Below are 23,535 nucleotides of genomic sequence, written 5' to 3' on the forward strand. Positions count from 1 at the left end.
GAATCAGAAATCGTCTTCGACGTGGCCGTCTTTGACTTTGAATTCGCGGTTCTGCAGGTAGGCGTTGCGGATGAAGATGTACTTGTCGCCGTTGATCAGCTTCTCGGCCGACAGCAGGCTCGCGCGGGTATCGACGATGTTCAGGCCAAATACCGAGTTACGCACTGGCACGTCGTTGATGTACGGGTACGGGCCGGTGTAGCTGTCGACGAACTTGGACGGCGCATCGCGCAGGGTGCTTGGGCCGAGCAATGGCAGCATCACGTACGGACCACTGCCGACGCCCCAGTAGCCGAGGGTCTGGCCGAAATCTTCGTCGCTGCGTTGCAGGCCCATCTTGGTGCCCACATCGAAGAAGCCCAGCAAACCGAAGGTGGTGTTGAAGATCAGGCGAGCCGTGTCAACGCCAGCCGCCGCCGGTTTGGCCTGCAACACGTTGTTGGCAAGGTTGGTGACATCACCGACGTTGCGGAACATGTTGTGGATGCCGTCTTCCAGGAACTGCGGCGTCACGAACTCATAGCCCTGGGCAATGGGCTTCAGTGCGTAGGTATCGACAAAATCGTTGAACTGGTAGATCGGGCGGTTGACGCTTTCCCAAGGATCATCTTCCGAAGCCGCCTGGGCGGTAAACGAAACCAGCAACACGCTGGCACACACACATAGCTGAGCGAGTTGATTGCTCCAGCGCATAGAAAACTCCTTGGATTGTACTGGCGCGGGCGCGCGGCCCAAGCGTAATGGCGGCTAGTATAAGACGGAAAGTCAGGTTTAGGCAGCACCGTACGAGTCGGCCTTCAGAAGTTGCCAGACAACTGTGAGCGATTCACATGAATGTCACTCAACTGTCACCGTCCTCCCATAGCCTTGTCGTTATTTCAGGGACGTTGATATGCCGCATGCCGAAGCCTTGCCCCTCGCTGCCCCCAGCCTGACTGCCGTGCTGTTCGGCCTCAGTGGCTGCCTGGTGGATTTCGGCGCACGCACGCGCCAGCCCGATGCGCCCTGCGCCGAACACGCCGAAGTCACGCCCGGCGCCCTGGACAGCCTGCACAGCTTGCAGCGCCTGCAGATTCCATGCGCATGGCTCGATGAACTCCCCCCTGCCCTCAGCCACGCCTTGGCTGCGGGCCTGCCGGCGTGGATCAAACCTTCGCAACATCCGGCAACAATCAATCCATGGCCGGCCCCGAACGCCTGCTGGCAAGCCTTGATGGCGTTGAACGTCGAACGTCTGGACGGCTGCGTACTGGTCAGCGGTGAGCCGCGATTGCTGCAAGCCGGGCTGAATGCCGGGTTGTGGACCATTGGCCTCGCGTCCTGCGGCTCGTTGTGCGGGCTGGCGCCGAATGAATGGCAAGCCTTGAGCCAAAAGGAGCGCGAACACCTGCGCGGCAAAGCGACCGTGCAGCTGTTTGGCCTGGGGGTGCATTCGGTGATCGATCACCTCGGCGAGCTCGACACCTGCCTGGCGGACATCAGCCTGCGCCGGCTCAAGGGCGAAAAGCCCTGACAGAGATCATGCAGGCTGCACGTGAGTGGATTAATCTAAAGGTCAGCCATAGACCTTTGGCGTGCTGCTGCGGTCTATGCCAGTGCCTATCGATAAAAGGAAGAACGCCATGCCTGCCCGCGAACTGCAAGAACAGCTCAATACCCTGCGCGAGCAATTGGAACAGAATCCGCCGCTCAACGAAGACGAGCGCAAAAATCTGCACGACCTGATGGCGCAGATTGAAGCGGAGATCAAATTGGAAAGCACTACGCAGGACGCCAACCTCGCCGACGGTGTAAACCTGGCCGTCGAACGCTTCGAAGTCGACCACCCCACCATTGCAGCCACCTTGCGCAACATCGTGCAAACACTGGGCAATATCGGGATCTGAACCCACCAGATGCGAAAAAGCCCTGCTATCACTAGCGGGGCTTTTTCATATCTGCGACTTGAAATGCAGTCCCCTTGTGGGAGCGAGCCTGCTCGCGAAAGCGGAGCGCCAGTCACCATTGAGGTTGAATGTGACGGCCTCTTCGCGAGCTGGCTCGCTCCTACATTAGATCTTCACTGACGGGCCAGGCGGTGGTTCGGCAGTTGCACTTCTTCAGTACTGCGATACGGATTGATATCCAGCCCACCCCGGCGCACATACCGCGCATACACCGTCAATTTCTCCGGCTTCAACAACCGCTGCAGGTCGAGAAAGATCCGCTCCACGCACTGCTCATGGAAGTCCGAGTGCTGGCGGAAGCTGACGATGTATTCCAGAAAACTCGCGTGATCCAGCGCTGCGCCACGGTATTCCACCGCTACGCTGCCCCAGTCCGGCTGACTGGTGACCGGGCAATTGGATTTGAGCAAATGGCTGTGCACGCTCTCTTCAACAATCCGCGAATCATCACAACGCAGCAGTTCCGGGCGCGGGTGCTCGTAGTTGCTGACGCTGATGTCCAGGTCATCAATGCACACGCCGGGCAAGGCCACGATGCCTTCCGCCTCGACATCCTTCAAGCTGCGAATTCGCACACCAACCGGTTTCCCGGCCGCCGCCGACAGGTCTTTCACCAGCGTGGCTTCGAGGCTCGCGGTGTCGGCGAACGGCGTCTGGTTCAGGGAATTGAGGTACAGCTTGAAGGACTTGGATTCGATGATGTTCGGCGAATCCGCCGGGATGCTGAATTCACCGATCGCCACCACGGGCTTGCCCGACGGCAGCAGCCACGACAGCTCGAAGCAGTTCCAGAAGTCCACGCCTTTATACGGCAGGGTGTCCGCCGTCAGGCCCAGCTCGGCCCATTTCGCGGTGCGCGGGATCGGGAACAGCAAGGACGGCGTGTAGGTGGCGATGTATTCGCTGGATTTGCCCAGCGGCGAATGTTCGGCTGCGGGATGCATGGCGGAAACCTGACTGAAGAATCAGCGGATTCTATCAGCCTTTGCGCCCGCCTTTGAGTGCTTACTGACTGACTGTCAGTTTGCCGACCATGCCTGCCTGATAGTGGCCAGGAATATTGCAAGCAAATTCCAGGCTGGTGGCCTTGGTGAAGGTCCAGGTCAGCTCCGCGGTTTTGCCCGGTGGCACCAGCACGCTATTGGGGTCGTCATGTTTCATTCCATGCTCCATGCCAGCCATCGCACCGTGGTCCATTTCCTTCATGGCTGTAGGCGTCAGCATTCCGCTTTGCTGCATTTTCAACATTTCCTGCTGGTGCGCGGCATGCATCGCCGCGTCGCCGAGGTTGAATTCGTGCAGCAACTGGCCTTTATTCACCAGCACAAAGCGAATCGTCTCACCGGCCTTGATATCAATGGCCTTCGGATCAAACGACATATCGCCCATCACCACTTCAACACTGCGACTGGCCTTGGCCGCCGGGGCTGGCTGACCGAAGTCGTAAGTCTGCGCGGGCGAAGCCTCCAGCCCAAAGCTCAGAGCCAGCAAACACGCCGCCAGCACCAGTCGATTGCGCAAAAACATAGTCGTACTCCAACAAGATAAGGTTCAGCCTGTGGAAAACTCTAAACTGACACGCCTGCCCACAACCTGACAGCCAGATTACAACTTTGTCAGGTTGGCCTGTATCGGCAGCCCCCACGGTATAAAGCGTTCGTTCCATTTGCCCAGAGTCACTCATGAAACTGCTGATCGTCGAAGACCAAGCGAAAACCGGCCACTACTTGCGCCAGGGCCTGACCGAGGCGGGTTTCAATACCGAACTGGTGGCCGACGGCAGCACCGGTCAGCAATTGGCGCTGACCGGCGAATACGCCTTGCTGATCCTCGACGTGATGCTCCCCGGCCGCGATGGCTGGCAGATTCTGCAAGCGGTGCGCAGCGCCGGGCTCGACACGCCGGTACTGTTTCTTACGGCGCGAGACGCCGTGGAGGACAGGGTTCACGGCCTGGAACTGGGCGCCGACGACTACCTCGTCAAGCCGTTCGCGTTTTCCGAACTGCTGGCCCGGGTCCGCAGCCTGTTGCGGCGTGGCAGCGCTACACCCCAGGAAACGTCCCTGCAATTGGCCGACTTACGCCTGGACCTGATTCGCCGCCGGGTCGAACGCGACGGTCAGCGCATCGACCTGACCGCCAAGGAATTCGCCCTGCTGGAAATGCTCCTGCGCCGCCAGGGCGAAGTGCTGCCCAAGTCGCTGATCGCCTCCCAGGTGTGGGACATGAATTTCGACAGCGACACCAATGTCATCGAAGTGGCGATCCGGCGTTTGCGCCTGAAGATCGACGACGACTTCCCCAACAAACTGATCCACACCGTGCGCGGCATGGGTTACGTCCTCGAAGAGCGCGACGCCTGATGCGCCGTCTGTCCTTGAGCAATCGCCTGGCCCTGCTGTTTGCCGCCTGCACCGCAGTGGTGTCGTTGTTTGCCGGGGTGTTGTTCAGTCGCGCCAGCGAAGCGCATTTTATTGAGCTCGACCAGCAATTGCTGGACGGCAAGTTGATTGGTTTGCGCCGGGCATTGCAGGACATTCAGTCCAGTGAAAGCGAAGTCAAACTGCAGGATGAGCTGAGTCGCCAGGCCGATCTGTCGCTACGGATTAGCGGAAGCGATGGCCAACACTGGTACGACAGCTCCGCGCGCCTGCCCAAGCAACTCCCGCAGAAACCCGGCTTGTCGACCGTGACCGACAACGGCACCGACTATCGCGTCCTCAACGCTCCGCTGTTCCTCGACAAACCCGACTCGCCGCAACTGACGCTGTTGCTCGACATCACCCATCACCAACACTTCCTGCAACGCATGCAGCACCTGATCTGGCTGACCGTTGGTCTCTCAGCGCTGGCCACCGCATTGCTCGGCGCCTGGGCGGCACGTAGCGGGTTGCGCCCCTTGCGGCGCATGAGCGCGGTGGCCAGCGGGGTTTCCGCGCAATCGCTCAATGCGCGACTACCGGCAGAGAACATGCCACCGGAACTTGCGGAAATGGCCCACAACTTCAACGCCATGCTCGGACGTCTCGACGACTCTTTTCAACGGCTCTCAGCGTTCTCCGCCGACATCGCCCATGAACTGCGCACGCCCCTGTCGAACCTGCTGACCCACACCCAAGTCACCCTCACCCGCCCGCGCCCTATCGAGGATTACCGCGAAGCGCTGCACAGCAACCTCGAAGAACTGCAATGGATGGCGCAACTGGTCAATGACATGTTGTACCTGGCCAAGGCTGATCACGGATTATTAATGCCCAAGCGCGAACCGCTGGAACTGGCAGAGGAAGTGGATCTGTTGCTGGAGTTTTTTGCGCCGCTGGCCGAGGACGCTCAAGTGAAATTGAGCCGTGACGGTACAGCACGGATGGAGGGGGATCGCAGCATGTTGCGTCGGGCGCTTTCCAATCTGCTGGATAACGCGTTGCGGTTTACCCCGGCCGGCGGAGAAGTTCGGGTGCGGATTGTTGATCAACCCAAAGGCCTGAGTTTGACGGTTGAGAACAGTGGAGACGGGATTGTTGAGGCGTTGCTGCCACGGTTGTTCGACCGATTCTATCGGGCCGATCCGGCGCGTCAGGAAGGCAGTAGTGAGCATGCGGGGTTAGGATTGGCGATTACCCAGTCGATCATTCGTGCCCATGGGGGGCTGATTCGTTGCGAATCGGAGAATGGTTGGACGCGGTTTGTGATCGAGTTGCCCCGAACCTGATCATTCCCACGCTCTGCGTGGGAATGCAGCCCGTGACGCTCCGCGTCACATCTAAAGCCGAACGCGGAGCGTCCGCAGAGGCATTCCCACGCAGAGCGTGGGAACGATCGTGGTTGGCTTACGAATACCGCAATGCGTGAGCCGGCTCGATCTTCGCCGCGCGCCAAGCCGGGTACACCGTCGCCAAAAAGCTCAGGATGAAACCCGCCGAGCAGATCAACAACACATCTCCGCCCTGCAATTCCGACGGCAAGTTACTGACGAAGTACACATCCGAACTGAAGATGTGCTGCCCGCTAACGCGCTCCAGCCAACCCACCAATTCACTGACGTTCAACGCCGCAATCACGCCCAGCACGCCACCGATCAACGTGCCGACAATGCCGATCACCGTGCCCTGGACCATGAAGATCGCCATGATCTGGCGTGGCGTGGCGCCGATAGTGCGCAGGATCGCGATGTCCGCGCCCTTATCGTTCACCACCATGATCAACGTCGCGATGATGTTGAACGCCGCCACCGCGACGATCATCAGCAACAGCAGGCCGATCATGGTTTTTTCCATTTTCATCGCGCTGAACAGGCTGCCCTGGGTGTGGGTCCAGTCGTCAGCCTTGTAGGCGGTGCCGAGGCCATTGGCGATGTCGTTCGACACCTTCGGCGCCGCGTACAGATCCTTCACCGCCAAGCGTACGCTCTGCACCTGGTTCGGCTGCCAATGCTGCATCTGCGCCGCGTCGGCGATGTGGATCAGCGCCATCGAACCGTCCAGTTCGGCGCCGACCTTGAACACACCGACCACGTTCAGTCGCTGCATGCGCGGGGTGATGCCGCCCGGTGCGCTGCTGACTTCCGGCACGATCAGGGTGATCTTGTCGCCGACGTTCAAGCGGAAGCGCCGCGCGGTGATTTCACCGACCACCACGCCGAATTCGCCGGGTTTCAAGTCATCGAGACGACCTTGCACGATGTGCTGGGCAACGATGGACACCTTGCCTTCCTGCGCCGGGTCGATGCCGCTGACCTGGATCGGCTGCATCGAGCCCTTATAGGAGAGCATGCCTTCCATTTCGGTGAACGGCACGGCGGCAGTCACTTCAGGATTTTTCATCGCCGCAGCGGCCACGGGCTGCCAATCGTCAATCGGGTTCACGCCGACGATGGTCGCGTGGGGCACCATGCCGAGGATGCGCGAGCTCATTTCGCGCTGGAAACCGTTCATCACCGAGAGCACCACGATCATCGCCAGCACGCCCAGGGCGAGGCCGATCATCGAGGTCATCGAGATGAAGGAAACAAAGCGATTGCGGCGCTTGGCGCGGGTATAGCGCATGCCGATAAAGATCGATAACGGTCTGAACATTCGCTGGGGCACCGTATAAAAATAAAAGACCCGACGGACTTTTCAGTCACGCCGGGTTTCGGTCAATCAGATGGGCGTCAGGCAACCTTCCTGCAAATGCAGGACGCGATCCATCTGGCGGGCCAGGTTCATGTCGTGGGTCACCACCAGGAACGCCGTGCGCATCGAGGTGCTGAGTTCCAGCATCAAATCCTGAATGCCCTGGGCGGTGTGGGAGTCGAGGTTGCCGGTCGGCTCATCGAGCATCACCAGCCCCGGGTTGTTCACCAGGGCGCGGGCGATGGCCACACGTTGACGTTCACCACCGGACAGTTCCGACGGTTTGTGCTGCAAGCGATGCCCCAGCCCTACCCGCTCCAGCAACGCGGTGGCACGCTGACGCGCTTCCGGGATCGCGGTCTTGCCGATCAGCAGCGGCATGCAGACGTTTTCCAGGGCGGTGAATTCCGGCAGCAAGTGGTGGAACTGGTACACAAACCCGAGGGAACGGTTACGCAGCAGGCCACGATTCTTCTCGCTCAGGGCCGAAAGCTCTTCGCCATCGAGCCAGACGCTGCCCTTGGTCGGCGTATCGAGGCCGCCCAGCAGGTTGAGCAACGTACTTTTGCCCGAACCCGAGGTGCCGACAATCGCCACACGCTCACCCGGATGCAGCTCCAGTTGCAGACCGGCCAACACTTCTACCGACTCCGGACCTTCCTCGTAGGATTTGCCCAGGTTGCGGCAGCTCAAGATTGCTTTTTCACTCATGCCCGACTCACTCATAACGTAGCGCCTCCGCAGGCTGGGTGCGCGCGGCACGCCAGGCTGGATACAGGGTGGCGAGGAAACTCAGTACCAACGCGGCGGCGCAGACCATCAACACATCCTGGCTCTGCACTTGCGACGGCAGGTAATCGATGAAATACACGTCGGCGTTGAGGAATTTATGCCCGATCAGCCCTTCGAGGACCGAGATCGCGGCGCTGACGTTCAGCGCGGCGAAGATCCCGACCACGGCGCCAATCAGCGTACCGACCACCCCGATGACCGTGCCCTGGACCATGAAGATCGCCATGATTGAACCCGGCGTCGCGCCAAGGGTACGCAGAATCGCGATATCGCCCTTCTTGTCGTTCACCACCATCACCAGCGTGGAGATGATGTTGAAAGCCGCGACGGCCACGATCAGCAGCAATAGCAGACCGATCATGGCTTTTTCCATGCGGATCGCCTGATACAGGTTGCCGTGGGTGCGGGTCCAGTCGCGGGCGTAGTAATGGTCTTCGCCGAGTTGCTGGGCGAGGGTCCATGCCACGCGTGGTGCCTGGAACAGGTCGTCGAACTTCAGGCGGATGCCCTGGACCTGATCCGGTTTCCAGCGGTGCAACTTCGCCAGATCCTGCAAGTTGGTCACGCCCAGGTAGCCGTCCAGCTCACCGGCGCCGACATGGAAAATGCCGACCACGGTAAAGCGCTTCATGCGCGGGAACATCCCGGCCGGGGTCACGGTGACTTCCGGCGCGACGAACGTCAGCTTGTCGCCGATGGCCGCACCGAGCTTGGCCGCGGCCTTGTCGCCGATGACGATGCCGAAGCTGCCGGGGGTCAGGTCGTCGAGTTTGCCCTGCTGCATGAAGTTATCAATGATCGAGACATTACGCTCCAGCGCCGGGTCGATGGCATTGAGCAACACTTTGGAGACCTTGCCGTTGTTGGTCAGCAGCCCCTGCATCTGGGTGAACGGCGCAACGGCCGTCACCTGCGGGTTCTGCTTGACCTTGGCAGCCAGGCTTTGCCAGTCACTGATGGGTTCACCGGACTCGATGGTCGCGTGGGGCACCATGCCCAGCACGCGGGTGCGCATCTCATGATCGAAGCCGTTCATGACCGACAACACGACGATCATCACGACCACGCCGAGGGCGAGCCCGATCATCGAAGTCAGGGAAATGAACGACACAAAATGATTGCGACGCTTTGCACGGGTATAACGCGTGCCAATAAATACGAAGAGAGGTCTGAACATGTCGGGGCTTGTTCGGAGGGAAAAGGAACGTCCTTGTGGCGGGGGTCGATAACCAGCTTTACACTCAGACCACCGCCGCTACCATGGGTTCGCCATGTCGACATTAGATGAAGAAGATCGCCGCGAATACTACCGTATCGAGGACGCGATCGCACTGGAAATTCGGACCCTGTCCGCTCCCGAAGCCGCAGGCCAGGAAGTGTTGCAGGATGCTTCCCCCCTCTTCAACTTGCTCAGCGAACTGCACCTGAGCGAATTCGAGTCGCAGCACCTGTTGCGCCAGATCAGTGAGCGCGACCGGGCGATTGCGGCATTCTTGAAATCCCAGAACAAACGCATCGACTTGCTCAGCCAGGTGGTCGCGCTGACCGTGCTGGGGCAAATCGGCGAACCGCAACCGGTGATCATCTCCGAAGGCGGCATCGACTTTCAGCATCCGACCCCGATTGCCGTCGGCGCGCATCTGTCGGTCAAACTGGTGCTGATGCCGCAGGCGCTGGGCCTGCTACTGCGGGCCAGGGTCACCCACTGCGACCGCAAGGGCGATGGCTACGACGTCGGCACCGAGTTCGAGTACCCGACCGATGCCCAACGCCAGTTGCTCGCCCGTTACATCTTGCAAAAGCAGGCCCAGGAACGACGCCTGGCCCGCGAACAAAACGAATCAGGCATTTAATTAAGGAAGAACCGTGACCCTCATCTACGGCCATCGCGGCGCCAAAGGCGAAGCACCGGAAAATACCCTGACCAGTTTTCAGGAATGTCTCAAGCACGGCGTGCGCCGTTGCGAACTGGACCTGCACCTGTCCATGGACGGCGAGCTGATGGTCATCCATGACCCGACGCTCAAGCGCACCACCGACCGGCGCGGCAAAGTGGTCGAGCACACCGCCAAGGATCTGGTGACCTACGACGCGCGCAAAGGCGGTCCGGGCTGGATCAAGCCGTGCCCGATTCCAACGCTGGAAGAACTGTTCGAGAAATGCGATTTCGAGCACTGGCAACTGGAAGTCAAAAGCGCTTCACGCACCCGCGCCGCAACCACGGTGCTGGCGATCCGTGAGATGGCGGTACGTCACGGCCTGCTGGACAAGGTGACGATCACCTCAAGCTCCCGCGAAGTATTGAAAGCCGCGCTGGACCTGGTGCCGGACGTGTCCCGCGGATTGGTGGCCGAGTACGCCTGGCTCGACCCGTTGAAGGTCGCGCAAAGCTATGGCTGTGAGATTCTGGCGCTGAACTGGACCCTGTGTACGCCGGAACGCCTACAGAAGGCGCAGCGTCAGGGGCTGCATGTGTCGGTATGGACAGTCAACGAGCCCGCGCTGATGCGCAGACTCGCCGACTTCGGCGTTGACAGCCTGATTACAGACTTTCCCGGTTTGGCCACTGCCACCCTCGAGAATTGCTGAAATCGGTCTCCCCGGCCGGCTCAGGCCACCGGCCGGAGCCGCTCAAAAAAGCCGGTTGAGGCCATCGTACGCCGCTACCCGATAGGCTTCGGCCATGGTCGGGTAGTTGAACGTCGTGTTGACGAAGTATTTCAGGGTGTTCAGTTCGCCCGGCTGGCTCATGATCGCCTGGCCGATGTGAACAATCTCCGACGCCTGATAGCCGAAGCAGTGAACGCCCAGCACTTCCAGGGTTTCGCGGTGGAACAGGATCTTCAGCATGCCCTGAGGCTCGCCGGCGATCTGTGCACGCGCCATGCTCTTGAAGAACGCCTTGCCCACTTCGTACGGCACTTTGGCCTGAGTCAGCTCTTGCTCGTTCTTGCCGATCGAGCTGATCTCCGGAATGGTATAGATGCCGGTCGGCACGTCATTCACGAAGCGCCAGCTATTGTTATCGACGATGCTGCCAGCGGCCGAACGGCCCTGGTCGTGGGCGGCACTGGCCAGGCTCGGCCAGCCGATCACGTCACCGGCACCGTAAATGTTCGGCACACAGGTGCGGTAGGCTTCGTCGACTTCGATCTGGCCACGGCTGTTGACCTTCACGCCGATGTTTTCCAGACCCAACTGGTCGGTGTTACCGGTACGACCGTTGCACCAGAGTAAGGCATCGGCCTTGATCTTCTTGCCGGACTTGAGGTGCAGGATCACACCATTGTCCACGCCTTCGACGCGGTCATAGTCTTCGTTGTGGCGAACCGTGATGTTGTTGTTGCTGAAGTGATAGCTCAAGGCCTGGGAAATTTCCGAGTCCAGGAAGCTCAGCAACTGACCACGGTTGTCCACCAGCTCAACCAGTACGCCCAGACCACTGAAGATCGAGGCGTACTCGCAACCGATCACGCCAGCGCCGTAAACGATGAGTTTGCGCGGGGTGTGGCCGAGGCTGAGGATGGTGTCGCTATCGTAGATACGCGGGTGATGGAAATCGATGTCCGCCGGGCGATAAGGACGCGAACCGGTGGCGATGATGATGTGCTTGGCCACCAGTTTCTCGACCACACCGTTGGCGCAGACCACTTCGATGGTTTGCTCGTCGGCGAAGCTGCCGGTGCCGAAGAACACGTCGACGCGGTTACGAGCGTAGTAGCCGGTGCGCGAAGCGACTTGTTTGGAAATGACTTTTTCAGCGCTTTTCAGCACGTCCGGAAACGAGAACCAACGCGGCTCACCAATGGCCCGAAACATCGGGTTGGTGTTGAACTGCATGATCTGCCGGACCGAGTGACGCAATGCCTTGGACGGGATGGTGCCCAGGTGGGTGCAGTTGCCGCCGACCTGGCGACGGCTGTCGACCATCGCCACCTTGCGTCCTGCTTTGGCGGCGTTCATTGCCGCGCCTTCTCCTGCCGGGCCGGAACCCAGCACCACCACGTCGTAGTTGTAGACAGCCATGCGTACTCCTCAGAACAGGCCGCGGCGCCATCGGCACCTGCGGCTAAATCACGCCAATTTGCGGCGTGAAGGAACAATTTGGGGCCAGTGCAGAACCCGGACACAGTCTATAGAAGCGTCAACGCCGCGCACATTAACCCTTGGTCGCGTCGTAGGCTACTTTTGCCTGCACTACAACGCCAGTCTTCAATGCTTGAATCGCCGCAATCATTCGGTTTTCCCGCCACTGAGACGCTCAAAAGCCTGATTGGTCCGTGAGACGAAACCTGTATCGGCACGAATCACAAAGAATGCACCGATGTTGTGTTTTTGCGCGTAGTCCCAACCGCGCTCCGGGCCGAGAATCAGCAACAGCGTCGATAAGCCATCGGCCATCAGGGTTGAAGGATTAATTACCGTGACGGAGGCCAGGTTGTGGGTAATCGGCGCACCGGTGCGGGCGTCGAAGGTGTGGGAATACCGCTGGCCGTTTTGCTCGAAATAATTGCGGTAGTCGCCGGAAGTGGAGACGCCGTAGCCGTCCACGTTGATGATGCGCTCGGCCACTTGCTGGTCGTCCCGGGGTTCTTCCAGGGCAATCTTCCACGGCGAGCCGTCGAGTTTTTTGCCGGCCGCCTTGAGTTCACCGGTGGCTTCGGCGAGGTAGTTGTGGATGCCCAGGCCTTCGAGTCTGGCGGCAATGGTGTCCACGGTGTAGCCGGCGGCGATGCTGTTGAAGTCGACCTCGACGGCGGCATCCTTGCACAGCTGATTGCCGTCGATGTGCAGGTGGGCGTGACCGACTCGCTGCATCGCGTTGGCGAGTGCTTCGGCGCTCGGGACTTTTTCTTCGCGGGCCTGTGGGCCGAAACCCCAGAGGTTCATCAGCGGTTCCACAGTGATGTCGTAGGAGCCTTCGCTTTGTTGTGACAGTTGTTCGCCAACGCGGACCAGTTCGAGGATTGGTGCGGGCATGGTCTGACAGCGGTCGGCAGGCAGATCGTTGAAGCGCTCGATGTCCGAGTCGCTGCGGTAGGTGGACATTTGCCGGTCGACATCAGCGAGGATTTTCTCGACTTCGATCTGCACTTCTTTCGGAGCGGGCAGGCCTTGGGTGCGCACGTACTTGATGGAATAGGTGCTGCCCATGGTCGGGCCGCCGAAGCTTTCCATGGAATTGCCGTTGCCGCAGCCGGATAAGGCACTGATCCACACAACGAAAAAAAACTTCCGTTTCAACAATCGCTCTTCTCCTGAACACCCCTGACACAGCGCCGAGGGAAGCCATTATGCACTTCCCCTGTAGGAGCGAGGCTTGCCCGCGAAGGCGGTGTGTCAGGTTTATCGTCTTCGCGGGCAAGCCTCGCTCCTACAGAAGGCTAATTCGCTCCACCTCTAATTTCATGCCCCGTAATGGCTATAACGTTTAAGCAGCAGCCTAACTAGTGGTTGCCTATCCATCCTCATACACATATCGTTACAAAACTGTTCGGTGCGTGCCTGCGTGCTTGAGGCCGACAGCCAGGAAGCGTCAAGACCAGGGATTTCCAATAAGACAGCCAAAGTGAGAGCGTTAAAATGTCCTCGAATACGGGCAAAGGCAAAGCGATCTTTCGCGTTGTCAGCGGTAATTTTCTTGAGATGTTCGACTTTATGGTCTACGGCTTCTACGCCACGGCCATTGCCAAGACCTTCTTCCCTGCCGACAGCGCTTTCGCTTCCCTGATGCTGTCCCTGGCGACATTCGGCGCCGGGTTCCTGATGCGTCCGCTGGGTGCGATTTTCCTTGGCGCCTACATCGACCGTCATGGCCGTCGCAAAGGGCTGATCATCACCCTGGCCCTGATGGCCGCCGGTACGGTACTGATTGCCTGCGTGCCGGGTTATGCCACCCTGGGCGTGGCCGCGCCACTGATCGTGCTGTTCGGTCGCCTGCTGCAAGGCTTCTCGGCTGGCGTCGAACTGGGCGGTGTGTCGGTCTACCTGGCCGAAATTTCCACCCCGGGCCGCAAAGGCTTCTTCGTCAGTTGGCAATCCGCCAGTCAACAAGCGGCCGTGGTGTTCGCCGGCTTGCTGGGTGTGGGCTTGAACCACTGGCTCAGCCCGGAACAAATGGGTGACTGGGGCTGGCGCGTGCCGTTCCTGATCGGCTGCATGATCGTGCCGGTAATCTTCGTGATTCGTCGCTCCCTGGAAGAAACACCGGAATTCCAGGCACGGAAACATCGCCCTACCCTGCAGGAAATTGTCCGTTCGATCGGTCAGAACTTCGGCATTGTCATCGCTGGCATGGCACTGGTAGTCATGACCACCGTGTCGTTCTACCTGATCACCGCCTACACCCCGACCTTCGGTAAAGCCGAACTGCATTTGTCGGATATGGATGCGCTGCTGGTTACGGTGTGCATCGGCCTGTCGAACTTCTTCTGGCTGCCGGTGATGGGTTCTCTTTCCGACAAGATCGGGCGTAAGCCCCTACTGTTGGCGGCGACCATTCTGGCGATCCTCACGGCCTACCCTGCCCTGTCGTGGCTGGTGGCAAACCCGAGTTTCAGTCATTTGCTGATCGTCGAGTTGTGGTTGTCGTTCCTGTATGGCTCGTACAACGGCGCCATGGTGGTGGCCCTGACCGAGATCATGCCGGTAGAGGTTCGTACGACCGGCTTCTCCCTGGCCTACAGCCTGGCGACCGCGACCTTCGGCGGGTTCACACCGGCAGCCTGCACTTACCTGATCCATGTGCTGGATAACAAGGCTGCACCGGGGATCTGGCTCAGTGGCGCGGCGGTGCTGGGGTTGATCGCGACGCTGGTGTTGTTCCGTGGCAACAAGCATGAGTTGCGGACTGCGCAGGCCGCTGTAGTAGGCGGCGCCAGGTAGATCGTATTCGTCAGCATGGATCGTTCCCACGCTCTGCGTGGGAATGCAGCCCGGAACGCTCCGCGTCCCAGTGGAACGCGGAGCGTCCCTTGAGGCATTCCCACGCAGAGCGTGGGAACGATCACACCACAAACAAAAACGCCCCGACCAAAGTCGGGGCGTTTTCATTTGCAGCTAACGCTTAGCGCGGAAATGCTGGCGGATTCACACCGGCCATGTCTTCCATCACGCGAACCACCTGGCAGCTGTAACCGAATTCGTTGTCGTACCAAACGTACAGAACAACGCGGTTGTCTTGGCTGATGGTTGCTTCAGCATCCACAACACCGGCGTGGCGCGAGCCAACGAAGTCGGTGGACACCACTTCCTGCGAATTGACGTAGTCGATTTGCTTATGCAGATCGGAGTGCAACGCCATGTAACGCAGGTAATCGTTCATCTCTTCACGGGTGGCGGCTTTCTCAAGGTTCAGGTTGAGAATGGCCATCGACACGTTAGGCGTTGGAACGCGGATCGCGTTACCGGTCAGCTTGCCGGCCAGCTCAGGCAAGGCCTTGGCAGCAGCGGTGGCAGCACCGGTCTCGGTGATCACCATGTTCAACGCGGCACTACGACCACGGCGATCGCCTTTGTGGAAGTTGTCGATCAGGTTCTGGTCGTTAGTGTACGAGTGAACCGTTTCAACGTGACCGTTGATGATGCCGAACTTGTCGTTGACGGCCTTCAGCACCGGCACAATGGCGTTGGTGGTGCAGGAAGCCGCGGAAACGATCTTGTCGTCAGCGGTGATTTCACCGTGGTTGATGCCATGAACGATGTTCTTCAGCTTGCCTTTACCAGGCGCGGTCAGCACAACGCGGTCGATACCCGGGCAAGCCAAATGTTGGCCAAGGCCCTCGGCGTCACGCCATACACCGGTGTTGTCCACCAGCAGCGCGTCTTTGATGCCGTACTGGGTGTAATCCACTTCAGTCGGGTTTTTCGCGTAGATAACCTGGATCAGGTTGCCGTTAGCGGTGATGGTGTTGTTGGCTTCATCAATAGTGATGGTGCCATCGAACGGACCATGAACCGAGTCCCGACGCAGCAGGCTGGCGCGTTTGACCAAGTCGTTCTCAGCGCCCTTGCGGACCACGATGGCGCGCAGACGCAGGCCGTCGCCACCACCGGTTTTCTCGATCAGGATGCGCGCCAGCAGACGGCCGATACGACCGAAGCCGTACAGAACAACGTCGGTGCCTTTGCGCGCGGCAACGTTTTGCTGGCCAACCACATCGGCCAGTTCTTCACGGACGAACTGCTCGGCCGTACGGCCATTGCCTTCGGCCTTGAATTTGACCGCCAGCTTGCCCAGGTCGACCGAAGCGGCGCCGAGCTTGAGCTCGCTCATGGCTTTGAGCAGCGGGAATGTTTCGTGGACGGACAGTTCGCTGTCATCGGACTGGCGATGGCGAGCGAAGCGGTGAGCTTTGAGAATCGCAATGACTGAACGATTGATCAGGCTGCGGCCATAGATCGAGCTCACCACGTTGTTATTGCGGTAGAGCTGACCGATAAGCGGAATCATCGCTTCTGCGAGTGCTTCACGGTCGATCCATTCACCAAGACACTGGTCGGGCTTCTGAGTCACGGGAACCTTCCACATATGTAGGGGCAGAAAAAAGGGGCTACATTATGCCGCCGAGTGCCTCTCGTAGCAATGCGCGCCTGTCGTGCGAGCCGTAACAAAATTCCGTTCAAAAAAACTACGCCGCGCTGGAGCCCAGTAAATACGGGCCTTCCAGCGAAGTCAATTTTTTGGAGGTAGCGCTGCCTTGTCCGTAACCATCCGTAACACTGGTTAGTTTTGCCACTACATAATCGCTAATTTTCACTAAAAAACGGCCGGATTTTGTCTTTACCACTACATTTCGCCCAACCCGCGTAATAGACATATCTGCAACTGACAGCCGGCACCTGAGGCCGCTACAATTACCGACTTTGTCGCAACGCTTGGAGCTCAACCTTCCGTGCCCGTTCTGCGTCTACCGCTTCTCCCTGCCGCGGCAGGTAAACAGCACTGGGGCAACCTGCCCGGTGCCGCCCTGAGCCTGGCCATCGCCGAGGCCGCCAGCGCTGCCAAGCGCTTTACCCTGCTGCTGACCGCCGACAGCCAAAGTGCCGAACGGCTGGAACAGGAGCTGAGTTTCTTCGCCCCGGATTTGCCTGTCCTGCATTTTCCCGACTGGGAAACCCTGCCCTACGACCTGTTCTCGCCGCACCAGGACATCATCTCCCAGCGCATTGCCAGCTTATATAGGCTGCCGGAGCTGACCCATGGCGTGCTGGTGGTGCCAATCACCACGGCCCTGCATCGCCTGGCGCCGACCAAGTTCCTGCTCGGCAGCAGTCTGGTGCTGGACGTTGGCCAGAAGCTCGACGTCGAACAGATGCGTACCCGGCTCGAAGCCAGTGGCTATCGCTATGTCGATACGGTGTACGAGCACGGTGAATTTACCGTCCGTGGCTCGCTGATCGACCTGTTCCCGATGGGCAGTAAATTGCCGTTCCGGATCGACCTGTTCGACGACGAAATCGAGACGCTTCGTACTTTCGACCCGGACAACCAGCGCTCCATCGACAAGGTCAACACCGTTCGCCTGCTGCCGGCGCGGGAATTCCCGCTGCAAAAGGATGCCGTCACCCGCTTCAAGGCGCGGTTCCGCGAGCGTTTCGATGTGGATTTCCGTCGCTGCCCGATCTTTCAGGACTTGAGCAGCGGGATTACACCGGCCGGTATCGAGTACTACCTGCCGCTGTTCTTCGATGAAACTTCGACCCTGTTCGATTACCTGCCGCAAGACACCCAGGTGTTTTCCCTGCCGGGCATCGAACAAGCGGCGGAGAATTTCTGGAACGACGTGCGCAATCGTTATGAAGAGCGCCGCGTCGACCCTTCCCGTCCTTTATTACCGCCGGCCGAACTGTTCTTGCCGGTGGAAGACTGTTTCGCACGCCTGAAAAACTGGCCGCGCGTCGTAGCCAGTCAACAAGACGTGGAAACCGGTGTCGGCCGCGAACGCTTCCCGGCGCAGCTGTTACCAAACCTGGCCATCGAAGCCAAGGCCACCCAGCCATTGGCGGCGTTGGCCGGTTTCCTCGATGAGTTCCCTGGTCGCGTGCTGTTTACCGCTGAGTCTGCGGGCCGTCGTGAAGTGCTGCTGGAATTGCTCGAACGCCTGAAGCTGCGCCCGAAAACCGTCGACAGCTGGCCGGACTTTGTCGCGAGCAAGGATCGCTTGGCGATCACCATTGCGCCGCTCGATGAAGGCTTGATGCTGGAGGACCCGGCGCTGGCATTGATCGCGGAAAGCCCATTGTTCGGTCAACGGGTTATGCAGCGTCGTCGCCGGGAAAAACGCGCCGACGGCAACAATGATGCGGTGATCAAGAACCTCACCGAACTGCGCGAAGGCGCGCCGGTGGTGCACATCGATCATGGTGTCGGCCGCTACCTCGGCCTGGCGACCCTGGAAATCGACGACCAGGCTGCTGAATTCCTGACCCTGCAATACGCCGAAGGCGCCAAGCTCTACGTGCCGGTGGCCAACCTGCACCTGATCGCGCGCTATACCGGCAGCGACGATGCCCTCGCCCCGCTGCACCGTCTCGGTTCCGAGACCTGGCAGAAAGCCAAGCGCAAAGCCGCCGAACAGGTGCGCGACGTGGCCGCCGAGTTGCTCGACATTTATGCCCGCCGCGCCGCCCGCGAGGGCTATGCCTTCGCCGACCCGAAAGCCGATTACGCAACCTTCAGCGCCGGGTTCCCGTTCGAAGAAACGCCCGACCAGCAAACCACCATCGACGCCGTGCGCGCCGACATGCTCGCGCCCAAGCCGATGGACCGACTGGTCTGCGGCGACGTGGGTTTCGGCAAGACCGAAGTGGCGATGCGTGCTGCGTTCATCGCCGTGCACGGCGGTCGCCAAGTGGCGATCCTGGTGCCGACCACCCTGCTCGCCCAGCAACACTACAACAGCTTTCGCGACCGCTTTGCCGACTGGCCAGTGAGCGTGGAAGTGATGAGCCGCTTCAAATCGACCAAGGAAGTGAATGCAGCTATCGCTGACCTGGCCGAAGGCAAGATCGACATCGTCATCGGCACCCACAAACTGCTATCCGACGATGTAAAAATCAAAAACCTCGGGCTGGTGATCATCGACGAAGAGCACCGTTTCGGTGTGCGTCAGAAAGAACAGCTCAAGGCCCTGCGCAGTGAAATCGACATCCTTACCCTGACCGCCACGCCGATTCCGCGCACGCTGAACATGGCGGTGTCGGGCATGCGCGACCTGTCGATCATCGCCACGCCGCCGGCCCGTCGCCTGTCGGTGCGGACCTTCGTCATGGAGCAGAACAAAAGTACGGTCAAGGAAGCCTTGTTGCGTGAGTTGCTGCGTGGCGGTCAGGTCTACTACCTGCACAACGACGTGAAGACCATCGAGAAATGCGCCGCCGACCTCGCCGAACTGGTACCGGAAGCACGCATCGGCATCGGCCACGGGCAGATGCGCGAGCGCGAACTCGAACAGGTGATGAGCGACTTCTACCACAAGCGCTTCAACGTGCTGATCGCCTCGACCATCATCGAGACCGGCATCGACGTGCCGAGCGCCAACACCATCATCATCGAGCGTGCCGACAAGTTCGGCCTGGCGCAGTTGCATCAGTTGCGCGGCCGGGTCGGTCGCAGTCACCACCAGGCTTACGCGTACCTGCTGACGCCGCCGCGCCAGCAAATCACCGGTGATGCCGAGAAGCGTCTGGAAGCGATCGCCAACACCCAGGACCTCGGCGCGGGCTTCGTGCTCGCCACCAACGACCTGGAAATCCGTGGCGCCGGTGAACTGCTGGGCGACGGTCAGAGCGGGCAAATCCAGGCCGTCGGCTTCACGCTGTATATGGAAATGCTGGAACGCGCGGTGAAGTCGATCCGCAAGGGCGAACAACCGAACCTCGATCAGCCACTGGGCGGTGGCCCGGAAGTCAACTTGCGCGTACCGGCGTTGATTCCCGAGGACTACTTGCCGGATGTTCACGCCCGTTTGATCCTCTACAAACGCATCGCCTCGGCCACCGACGAGGAAGGTCTGAAGGACCTGCAAGTGGAGATGATCGACCGTTTCGGCCTGTTGCCGGAGCCGACCAAGAACCTGGTGCGCATCACGCTGCTGAAATTGCAGGCTGAGCAACTGGGCATCAAGAAAGTCGATGGCGGCCCGCAAGGTGGACGCATCGAGTTCGCCGCACAGACCCCGGTCGATCCGTTGACCCTGATCAAACTGATCCAGAGTCAACCCAAACGCTACAAATTCGAAGGCGCCACGATGTTCAAATTCATGGTCCCGATGGAGCGCCCGGAAGAGCGCTTTAATACTGTAGAGGCGCTGTTTGAGCGCCTCCTCCCGAAAACTGCTTGAAGGACGCCGCATGCGCCTGTTTCGCTCACTGACCTTGTTGATGACGCTGGTTGCTCCCTCGGCGTTTGCCGATGATCTGTATCAGGTCGAAATGATTCTGGTCCGGCAAAACGCCGTGCCGGCCATCGTCAGTCGTGCCGCCCCCGAAGACTGGGCCGCCGGCGCCCAGCGCCTCAGCCCCGACAGCCAGCGCACGCCGAGCCTGAATGGCGAAGTGGAGAAACTCACCGCCAGCAACGATTACACCGTGTTGCTGCACAAGGCCTGGCAACAGACCCTCGGTGAAGCCGAAAGCAAAGTTGCGATCAGCGACGGTACGGAGCAATTCGGCCAATTTCCGATCGAGGGCACGCTCAACCTGAAACTGGGGCGCTTCACCGACGTTGACGCCGACTTTTGGGTCAACCAGATCGACGGCAACGGCATGGTGACCGCCAGCGAACGCCTGAAACAGGAAAGCCACACCAAAAACGGCCAGTTGAACTTCCTCGACAACGGCCACTTGGGCCTGTTGATCAAGATCACCTCGCTCACCGCCCCGGCACCTCGGCCAGCCCCCGAAGAAATTCCGGACTGATTGAGTCCCTATGTCGACCCTGAGCAAACCCCTGGCACCTTCCTGGGTCAGCCGATTCAAGGAACAGAGCCTGGAGCGTGGCCGTCGCTACGCGTTGGAGAACCGCGTCAGGATCGTCGAGGCTGGCGATGCCACGATCATTGCCGCCTGCGAAGGCTCTGGCGGCAACGTTTACCGTCAGACCATTCGCCTGCGTGAGTCGGCCAAAGGCACGCTGCTGATGATCGACGCCAACTGCACGTGCCCGGTCCACAGCAACTGCAAACATTGCGCAGCGGTCTTGTTGAAAGTCCAGGAAACCCTGGCCTACCCTGCCGCCGCGCAAGATGCGGAACTGCTGGAAAAACTCCAGGCCGTACTGGAAAACCGTAGCCCGAAGGCGCCACCACAAGTGCTGGTGGATAACGTGCAACCGGTGCCGCGCCTGTGGCTGGCGAGCATCGAGTTCAGCGCCTTCGAACCGCGCAACGGCAAGATGCAGCGCTACATCCAGCATCGCGCGGCACTGTCCTTCAGCTATCTGGACGAATACGTGTCCGGGCAGAAGAATGCCGACGTGCTGATTCGCCAGGAGACACAGACTTTACGGATAAAACGTCACCCGGAAGTCGAACAGGCCTACAGGGAACAGTTAAGAATCCTCGGTTTCAAGATCGCCACCCGGCAAAGTAAGGCCTTGCCGGAAAGCGCCGGCGAACTGTTTGAGATGGTCAACGACAGCGCCTGGCTGACGTTCACCCTCAATGAACTGCCGAAGCTGCGCACCCAAGGCTGGGAGTTGCAGATCGACGAGGATTTCGGCTTCGACCTGACCGCCGTGGACGACTGGTACGCCACCGTCGAACAGGCGCCGGAGCGCGACTGGTTTGACCTGGAACTGGGAATCATCGTCAATGGCGAGCGGCTGAGTCTGCTGCCGATCCTGTTGAACCTGATGCGTTCGCACACCGAGATTCTCAACCCGGAACGCCTGGCCCGACGTCGTGACGACGAGTTGATCCTGGTGAACATCCCGAACCGCCCGAACTCCGAATACGGCCCATTGCAGGTCGCCCTACCCTTCGGCCGTCTGAAACCGGTACTTGCGACCCTTGGCGAGTTTTACCTGCAAGAGCCCGGCGAAACCACGCTGCGCCTGAGTAAGGCCGATGCCACGCGGCTGAATCCGCTGGAAGGCATGCCGTTGCTGTGGGAAGGCGGCGAGCAGATCCGCACCTTTGCCCAACGCTTGCGGGACATCAAGGACTTCACCACCACAGCGCCGGTAGGCTTGAATGCCACGCTGCGGCCGTATCAGCTTGAAGGTTTGAGCTGGATGCAGTCGCTGCGGCAGCTGGAAGTCGGCGGGATTCTCGCGGATGACATGGGCCTGGGCAAAACCCTACAGACCCTGGCGCATATTCTCAGCGAGAAAATCGCCGGACGCCTCGATCGGCCGTGCATGGTGGTGATGCCCACCAGCCTGATCCCCAACTGGCTCGACGAAGCGGCGCACTTCACGCCCCAGCTCAAAGTACTGGCGCTGTACGGTGCCAGCCGCAAAAAGCACTTCGAGAACCTGACCGATTACGACCTGATCCTGACCACCTACGCACTGCTGCCCAAAGACGTTGAAACCCTGGCAGCCGTGCCACTGCACGTGTTGGTGCTGGATGAAGCGCAATACATCAAGAATCCCAACAGCAAAGCCGCCCAGGCCGCTCGTGAACTCAATGCACGTCAGCGCCTGTGCCTGAGTGGCACGCCACTGGAAAACCACTTGGGCGAGTTGTGGTCGTTGTTCCACTTCCTGCTGCCCGGCTGGCTCGGCGATGTTAAAAGCTTCAATCGCGATTACCGCGTGCCGATTGAAAAGCGCGGCAGCGAAGTCAGGCTCCAGCACCTTAACGGTCGGATCAAACCGTTTCTGTTGCGCAGGACCAAAGAGCAGGTCGCGACGGAATTGCCACCGAAAACCGAGATCATTCACTGGGTGGATCTCAACGAAGCCCAGCGCGACGTGTACGAAACCATGCGTCTGGCCATGGACAAGAAAGTCCGCGACGAGATCACCCGCAAAGGCGTGGCCCGCAGTCAGATCATCATTCTTGAGGCGCTACTGAAGCTGCGCCAGGTGTGCTGCGACTTGCGCCTGGTCAATGACGCCGCCGTGCCCACCCGCGGCAGCACCTCCGGCAAGCTCGACAGCTTGATGGAAATGCTGGAAGAGTTGTTCGAAGAGGGTCGGCGGATTTTGTTGTTCTCACAGTTCACGTCGATGCTGGCGCTGATCGAAGACGAACTGAAGAAACGCGGCGTTGAATACGCCATATTGACCGGGCAAACCCGCGACCGCCGCGCGCCGGTAAAGGACTTCCAGAGCGGCAAGCGTCAGATCTTTCTGATCAGTTTGAAGGCTGGAGGTGTGGGCTTGAACCTGACCGAAGCCGATACAGTGATTCACTACGATCCGTGGTGGAACCCGGCGACGGAAAACCAGGCTACCGACCGGGCCTATCGAATCGGCCAGGAGAAACCGGTGTTCGTCTACAAGCTGATTGCCCGTGGCACGGTCGAAGAGAAGATTCAGCATCTGCAAAAGGAAAAGTCCGACCTGGCGGCGGGCGTACTGGATGGACGCTCGGCTGGGGACTGGAAGTTGCAGAGTGATGATATCGAGGCGTTGTTTGCGCCGTTGCCGGATAAGTTGGAGAAGCGTTGATATTTGTGGTGGCTGGTCGATCGCTTTCGCGGGCAAGCCTCGCTCCTACAGGTATTGTGTCGTT

The 23,535-nt window shown here is 59.7% G+C and carries 19 protein-coding genes; 10 read left to right on the top strand and 9 right to left on the bottom strand.

Annotation, left to right across the window (positions count from 1 at the left end; genetic code table 11):
- Window positions 1–3: 3 nt before the first annotated feature.
- Window positions 4–693, bottom strand: a complete 690-nt coding sequence (locus BK667_RS26175; RefSeq protein WP_123599341.1) for an MlaA family lipoprotein — start codon at window positions 691–693, stop codon at window positions 4–6.
- Window positions 694–892: 199 nt separating this feature from the next.
- On the opposite strand from BK667_RS26175, the gene pcrP reads away from it, so the two are divergent.
- Window positions 893–1,513, top strand: coding sequence for an HAD superfamily inactivated hydrolase PcrP (gene pcrP, locus BK667_RS26180; RefSeq protein WP_123512292.1), 621 nt, complete (start codon window positions 893–895; stop codon window positions 1,511–1,513).
- Window positions 1,514–1,622: 109 nt separating this feature from the next.
- Window positions 1,623–1,886, top strand: coding sequence for a DUF4404 family protein (locus tag BK667_RS26185; RefSeq protein WP_123512290.1), 264 nt, complete (start codon window positions 1,623–1,625; stop codon window positions 1,884–1,886).
- Window positions 1,887–2,059: 173 nt separating this feature from the next.
- Here the strand turns inward: BK667_RS26185 and queF are convergent, their stop codons facing one another.
- Window positions 2,060–2,890 (bottom strand): NADPH-dependent 7-cyano-7-deazaguanine reductase QueF, encoded by an 831-nt coding sequence (gene queF, locus BK667_RS26195; RefSeq protein WP_123599342.1) that lies wholly within the window; start codon window positions 2,888–2,890, stop codon window positions 2,060–2,062.
- Between the two features lie 61 nt (window positions 2,891–2,951).
- Complete coding sequence (copI, locus tag BK667_RS26200; RefSeq protein ID WP_123512286.1) at window positions 2,952–3,473, bottom strand: copper-resistant cuproprotein CopI; 522 nt, start codon at window positions 3,471–3,473, stop codon at window positions 2,952–2,954.
- Between the two features lie 155 nt (window positions 3,474–3,628).
- Between copI and BK667_RS26205 the strand changes: the two genes are divergently transcribed.
- Both BK667_RS26205 and BK667_RS26210 read left to right on the top strand, forming a co-directional pair.
- Entirely contained in the window at window positions 3,629–4,309 is a 681-nt protein-coding gene (locus BK667_RS26205; RefSeq protein WP_123599343.1) for a heavy metal response regulator transcription factor, read from the top strand.
- A complete protein-coding gene (locus BK667_RS26210; protein WP_123599344.1) occupies window positions 4,309–5,655 on the top strand; it encodes a heavy metal sensor histidine kinase in 1,347 nt (448 codons plus the stop codon). The genes BK667_RS26205 and BK667_RS26210 overlap by 1 nt, the downstream gene beginning before the upstream one ends.
- A 118-nt stretch (window positions 5,656–5,773) precedes the next feature.
- On the opposite strand, the gene BK667_RS26215 is transcribed toward BK667_RS26210, so the two are convergent.
- The 3 genes from BK667_RS26215 to BK667_RS26225 form a co-directional block, all read right to left on the bottom strand.
- Window positions 5,774–7,018 carry a lipoprotein-releasing ABC transporter permease subunit gene (locus BK667_RS26215; protein WP_123599345.1) on the bottom strand — a complete coding sequence of 415 codons (1,245 nt, stop codon included), beginning with the start codon at window positions 7,016–7,018 and terminating at the stop codon, window positions 5,774–5,776.
- A 66-nt stretch (window positions 7,019–7,084) separates the two neighbouring features.
- Window positions 7,085–7,768 carry a lipoprotein-releasing ABC transporter ATP-binding protein LolD gene (gene lolD / locus BK667_RS26220; RefSeq protein ID WP_166655989.1) on the bottom strand — a complete coding sequence of 228 codons (684 nt, stop codon included), beginning with the start codon at window positions 7,766–7,768 and terminating at the stop codon, window positions 7,085–7,087.
- 7 nt (window positions 7,769–7,775) lie between these two features.
- On the bottom strand, window positions 7,776–9,026 hold the full coding sequence (locus BK667_RS26225; RefSeq protein ID WP_123512278.1) for a lipoprotein-releasing ABC transporter permease subunit: 1,251 nt from the start codon (window positions 9,024–9,026) through the stop codon (window positions 7,776–7,778).
- A gap of 94 nt (window positions 9,027–9,120) precedes the next feature.
- Here BK667_RS26225 and BK667_RS26230 point away from each other — a divergent pair, with 94 nt between their 5' ends.
- A complete protein-coding gene (locus tag BK667_RS26230) occupies window positions 9,121–9,702 on the top strand; it encodes a PilZ domain-containing protein (RefSeq protein WP_123512275.1) in 582 nt (193 codons plus the stop codon).
- A 13-nt stretch (window positions 9,703–9,715) separates the two neighbouring features.
- Window positions 9,716–10,438: a glycerophosphodiester phosphodiesterase gene (locus tag BK667_RS26235; RefSeq protein WP_123403413.1), complete on the top strand. Its 723-nt coding sequence runs from the start codon at window positions 9,716–9,718 to the stop codon at window positions 10,436–10,438.
- A gap of 42 nt (window positions 10,439–10,480) precedes the next feature.
- Here the strand turns inward: BK667_RS26235 and sthA are convergent, their stop codons facing one another.
- The gene (gene sthA, locus BK667_RS26240; RefSeq protein ID WP_007907752.1) at window positions 10,481–11,875 is read right to left on the bottom strand and encodes a Si-specific NAD(P)(+) transhydrogenase; all 1,395 of its coding nucleotides are present in this window, start codon (window positions 11,873–11,875) and stop codon (window positions 10,481–10,483) included.
- A 207-nt stretch (window positions 11,876–12,082) separates the two neighbouring features.
- Window positions 12,083–13,027 (bottom strand): FAD:protein FMN transferase, encoded by a 945-nt coding sequence (locus tag BK667_RS26245; RefSeq protein WP_123599481.1) that lies wholly within the window; start codon window positions 13,025–13,027, stop codon window positions 12,083–12,085.
- Window positions 13,028–13,432: 405 nt separating this feature from the next.
- Between BK667_RS26245 and BK667_RS26250 the strand changes: the two genes are divergently transcribed.
- Window positions 13,433–14,734 carry an MFS transporter gene (locus tag BK667_RS26250; protein WP_123512273.1) on the top strand — a complete coding sequence of 434 codons (1,302 nt, stop codon included), beginning with the start codon at window positions 13,433–13,435 and terminating at the stop codon, window positions 14,732–14,734.
- Between the two features lie 181 nt (window positions 14,735–14,915).
- Here BK667_RS26250 and BK667_RS26255 read toward each other — a convergent pair whose 3' ends face one another.
- Entirely contained in the window at window positions 14,916–16,379 is a 1,464-nt protein-coding gene (locus tag BK667_RS26255) for a glyceraldehyde-3-phosphate dehydrogenase (RefSeq protein WP_123512271.1), read from the bottom strand.
- A 364-nt stretch (window positions 16,380–16,743) separates the two neighbouring features.
- Here BK667_RS26255 and mfd point away from each other — a divergent pair, with 364 nt between their 5' ends.
- Genes mfd through BK667_RS26270 form a run of 3 tightly spaced genes read left to right on the top strand, consistent with a single transcriptional unit; the run spans window position 16,744 to window position 23,471 of the window.
- Window positions 16,744–20,193, top strand: a complete 3,450-nt coding sequence (gene mfd / locus BK667_RS26260; protein ID WP_123512269.1) for a transcription-repair coupling factor — start codon at window positions 16,744–16,746, stop codon at window positions 20,191–20,193.
- Window positions 20,194–20,203: 10 nt separating this feature from the next.
- Window positions 20,204–20,770 (top strand): CsiV family protein, encoded by a 567-nt coding sequence (locus BK667_RS26265; protein WP_123403403.1) that lies wholly within the window; start codon window positions 20,204–20,206, stop codon window positions 20,768–20,770.
- A 10-nt stretch (window positions 20,771–20,780) separates the two neighbouring features.
- Complete coding sequence (locus BK667_RS26270; protein ID WP_123599346.1) at window positions 20,781–23,471, top strand: DEAD/DEAH box helicase; 2,691 nt, start codon at window positions 20,781–20,783, stop codon at window positions 23,469–23,471.
- The last annotated feature ends 64 nt before the right edge of the window (window positions 23,472–23,535 follow it).

Source organism: Pseudomonas frederiksbergensis, assembly GCF_003732705.1.
GTDB classification, from domain to species: Bacteria; Pseudomonadota; Gammaproteobacteria; order Pseudomonadales; family Pseudomonadaceae; genus Aquipseudomonas; species Aquipseudomonas frederiksbergensis_F.

What these genes read in the sequence shown, in the direction of transcription:
- BK667_RS26215 (WP_123599345.1), bottom strand. Translation starts at nt 7,018, where the DNA reads ATGTTCAGACCGTTATCGATCTTTATCGGCATGCGCTATACCCGCGCC.
- BK667_RS26265 (WP_123403403.1), top strand. Translation starts at nt 20,204, where the DNA reads ATGCGCCTGTTTCGCTCACTGACCTTGTTGATGACGCTGGTTGCTCCC.
- BK667_RS26270 (WP_123599346.1), top strand. Translation starts at nt 20,781, where the DNA reads ATGTCGACCCTGAGCAAACCCCTGGCACCTTCCTGGGTCAGCCGATTC.
- BK667_RS26250 (WP_123512273.1), top strand. Translation starts at nt 13,433, where the DNA reads ATGTCCTCGAATACGGGCAAAGGCAAAGCGATCTTTCGCGTTGTCAGC.
- BK667_RS26205 (WP_123599343.1), top strand. Translation starts at nt 3,629, where the DNA reads ATGAAACTGCTGATCGTCGAAGACCAAGCGAAAACCGGCCACTACTTG.
- BK667_RS26185 (WP_123512290.1), top strand. Translation starts at nt 1,623, where the DNA reads ATGCCTGCCCGCGAACTGCAAGAACAGCTCAATACCCTGCGCGAGCAA.
- pcrP (WP_123512292.1), top strand. Translation starts at nt 893, where the DNA reads ATGCCGCATGCCGAAGCCTTGCCCCTCGCTGCCCCCAGCCTGACTGCC.
- sthA (WP_007907752.1), bottom strand. Translation starts at nt 11,875, where the DNA reads ATGGCTGTCTACAACTACGACGTGGTGGTGCTGGGTTCCGGCCCGGCA.
- BK667_RS26255 (WP_123512271.1), bottom strand. Translation starts at nt 16,379, where the DNA reads ATGTGGAAGGTTCCCGTGACTCAGAAGCCCGACCAGTGTCTTGGTGAA.
- BK667_RS26230 (WP_123512275.1), top strand. Translation starts at nt 9,121, where the DNA reads ATGTCGACATTAGATGAAGAAGATCGCCGCGAATACTACCGTATCGAG.
- BK667_RS26175 (WP_123599341.1), bottom strand. Translation starts at nt 693, where the DNA reads ATGCGCTGGAGCAATCAACTCGCTCAGCTATGTGTGTGTGCCAGCGTG.
- BK667_RS26225 (WP_123512278.1), bottom strand. Translation starts at nt 9,026, where the DNA reads ATGTTCAGACCTCTCTTCGTATTTATTGGCACGCGTTATACCCGTGCA.
- BK667_RS26210 (WP_123599344.1), top strand. Translation starts at nt 4,309, where the DNA reads ATGCGCCGTCTGTCCTTGAGCAATCGCCTGGCCCTGCTGTTTGCCGCC.
- BK667_RS26245 (WP_123599481.1), bottom strand. Translation starts at nt 13,027, where the DNA reads ATGGAAAGCTTCGGCGGCCCGACCATGGGCAGCACCTATTCCATCAAG.
- copI (WP_123512286.1), bottom strand. Translation starts at nt 3,473, where the DNA reads ATGTTTTTGCGCAATCGACTGGTGCTGGCGGCGTGTTTGCTGGCTCTG.
- queF (WP_123599342.1), bottom strand. Translation starts at nt 2,890, where the DNA reads ATGCATCCCGCAGCCGAACATTCGCCGCTGGGCAAATCCAGCGAATAC.
- lolD (WP_166655989.1), bottom strand. Translation starts at nt 7,768, where the DNA reads ATGAGTGAAAAAGCAATCTTGAGCTGCCGCAACCTGGGCAAATCCTAC.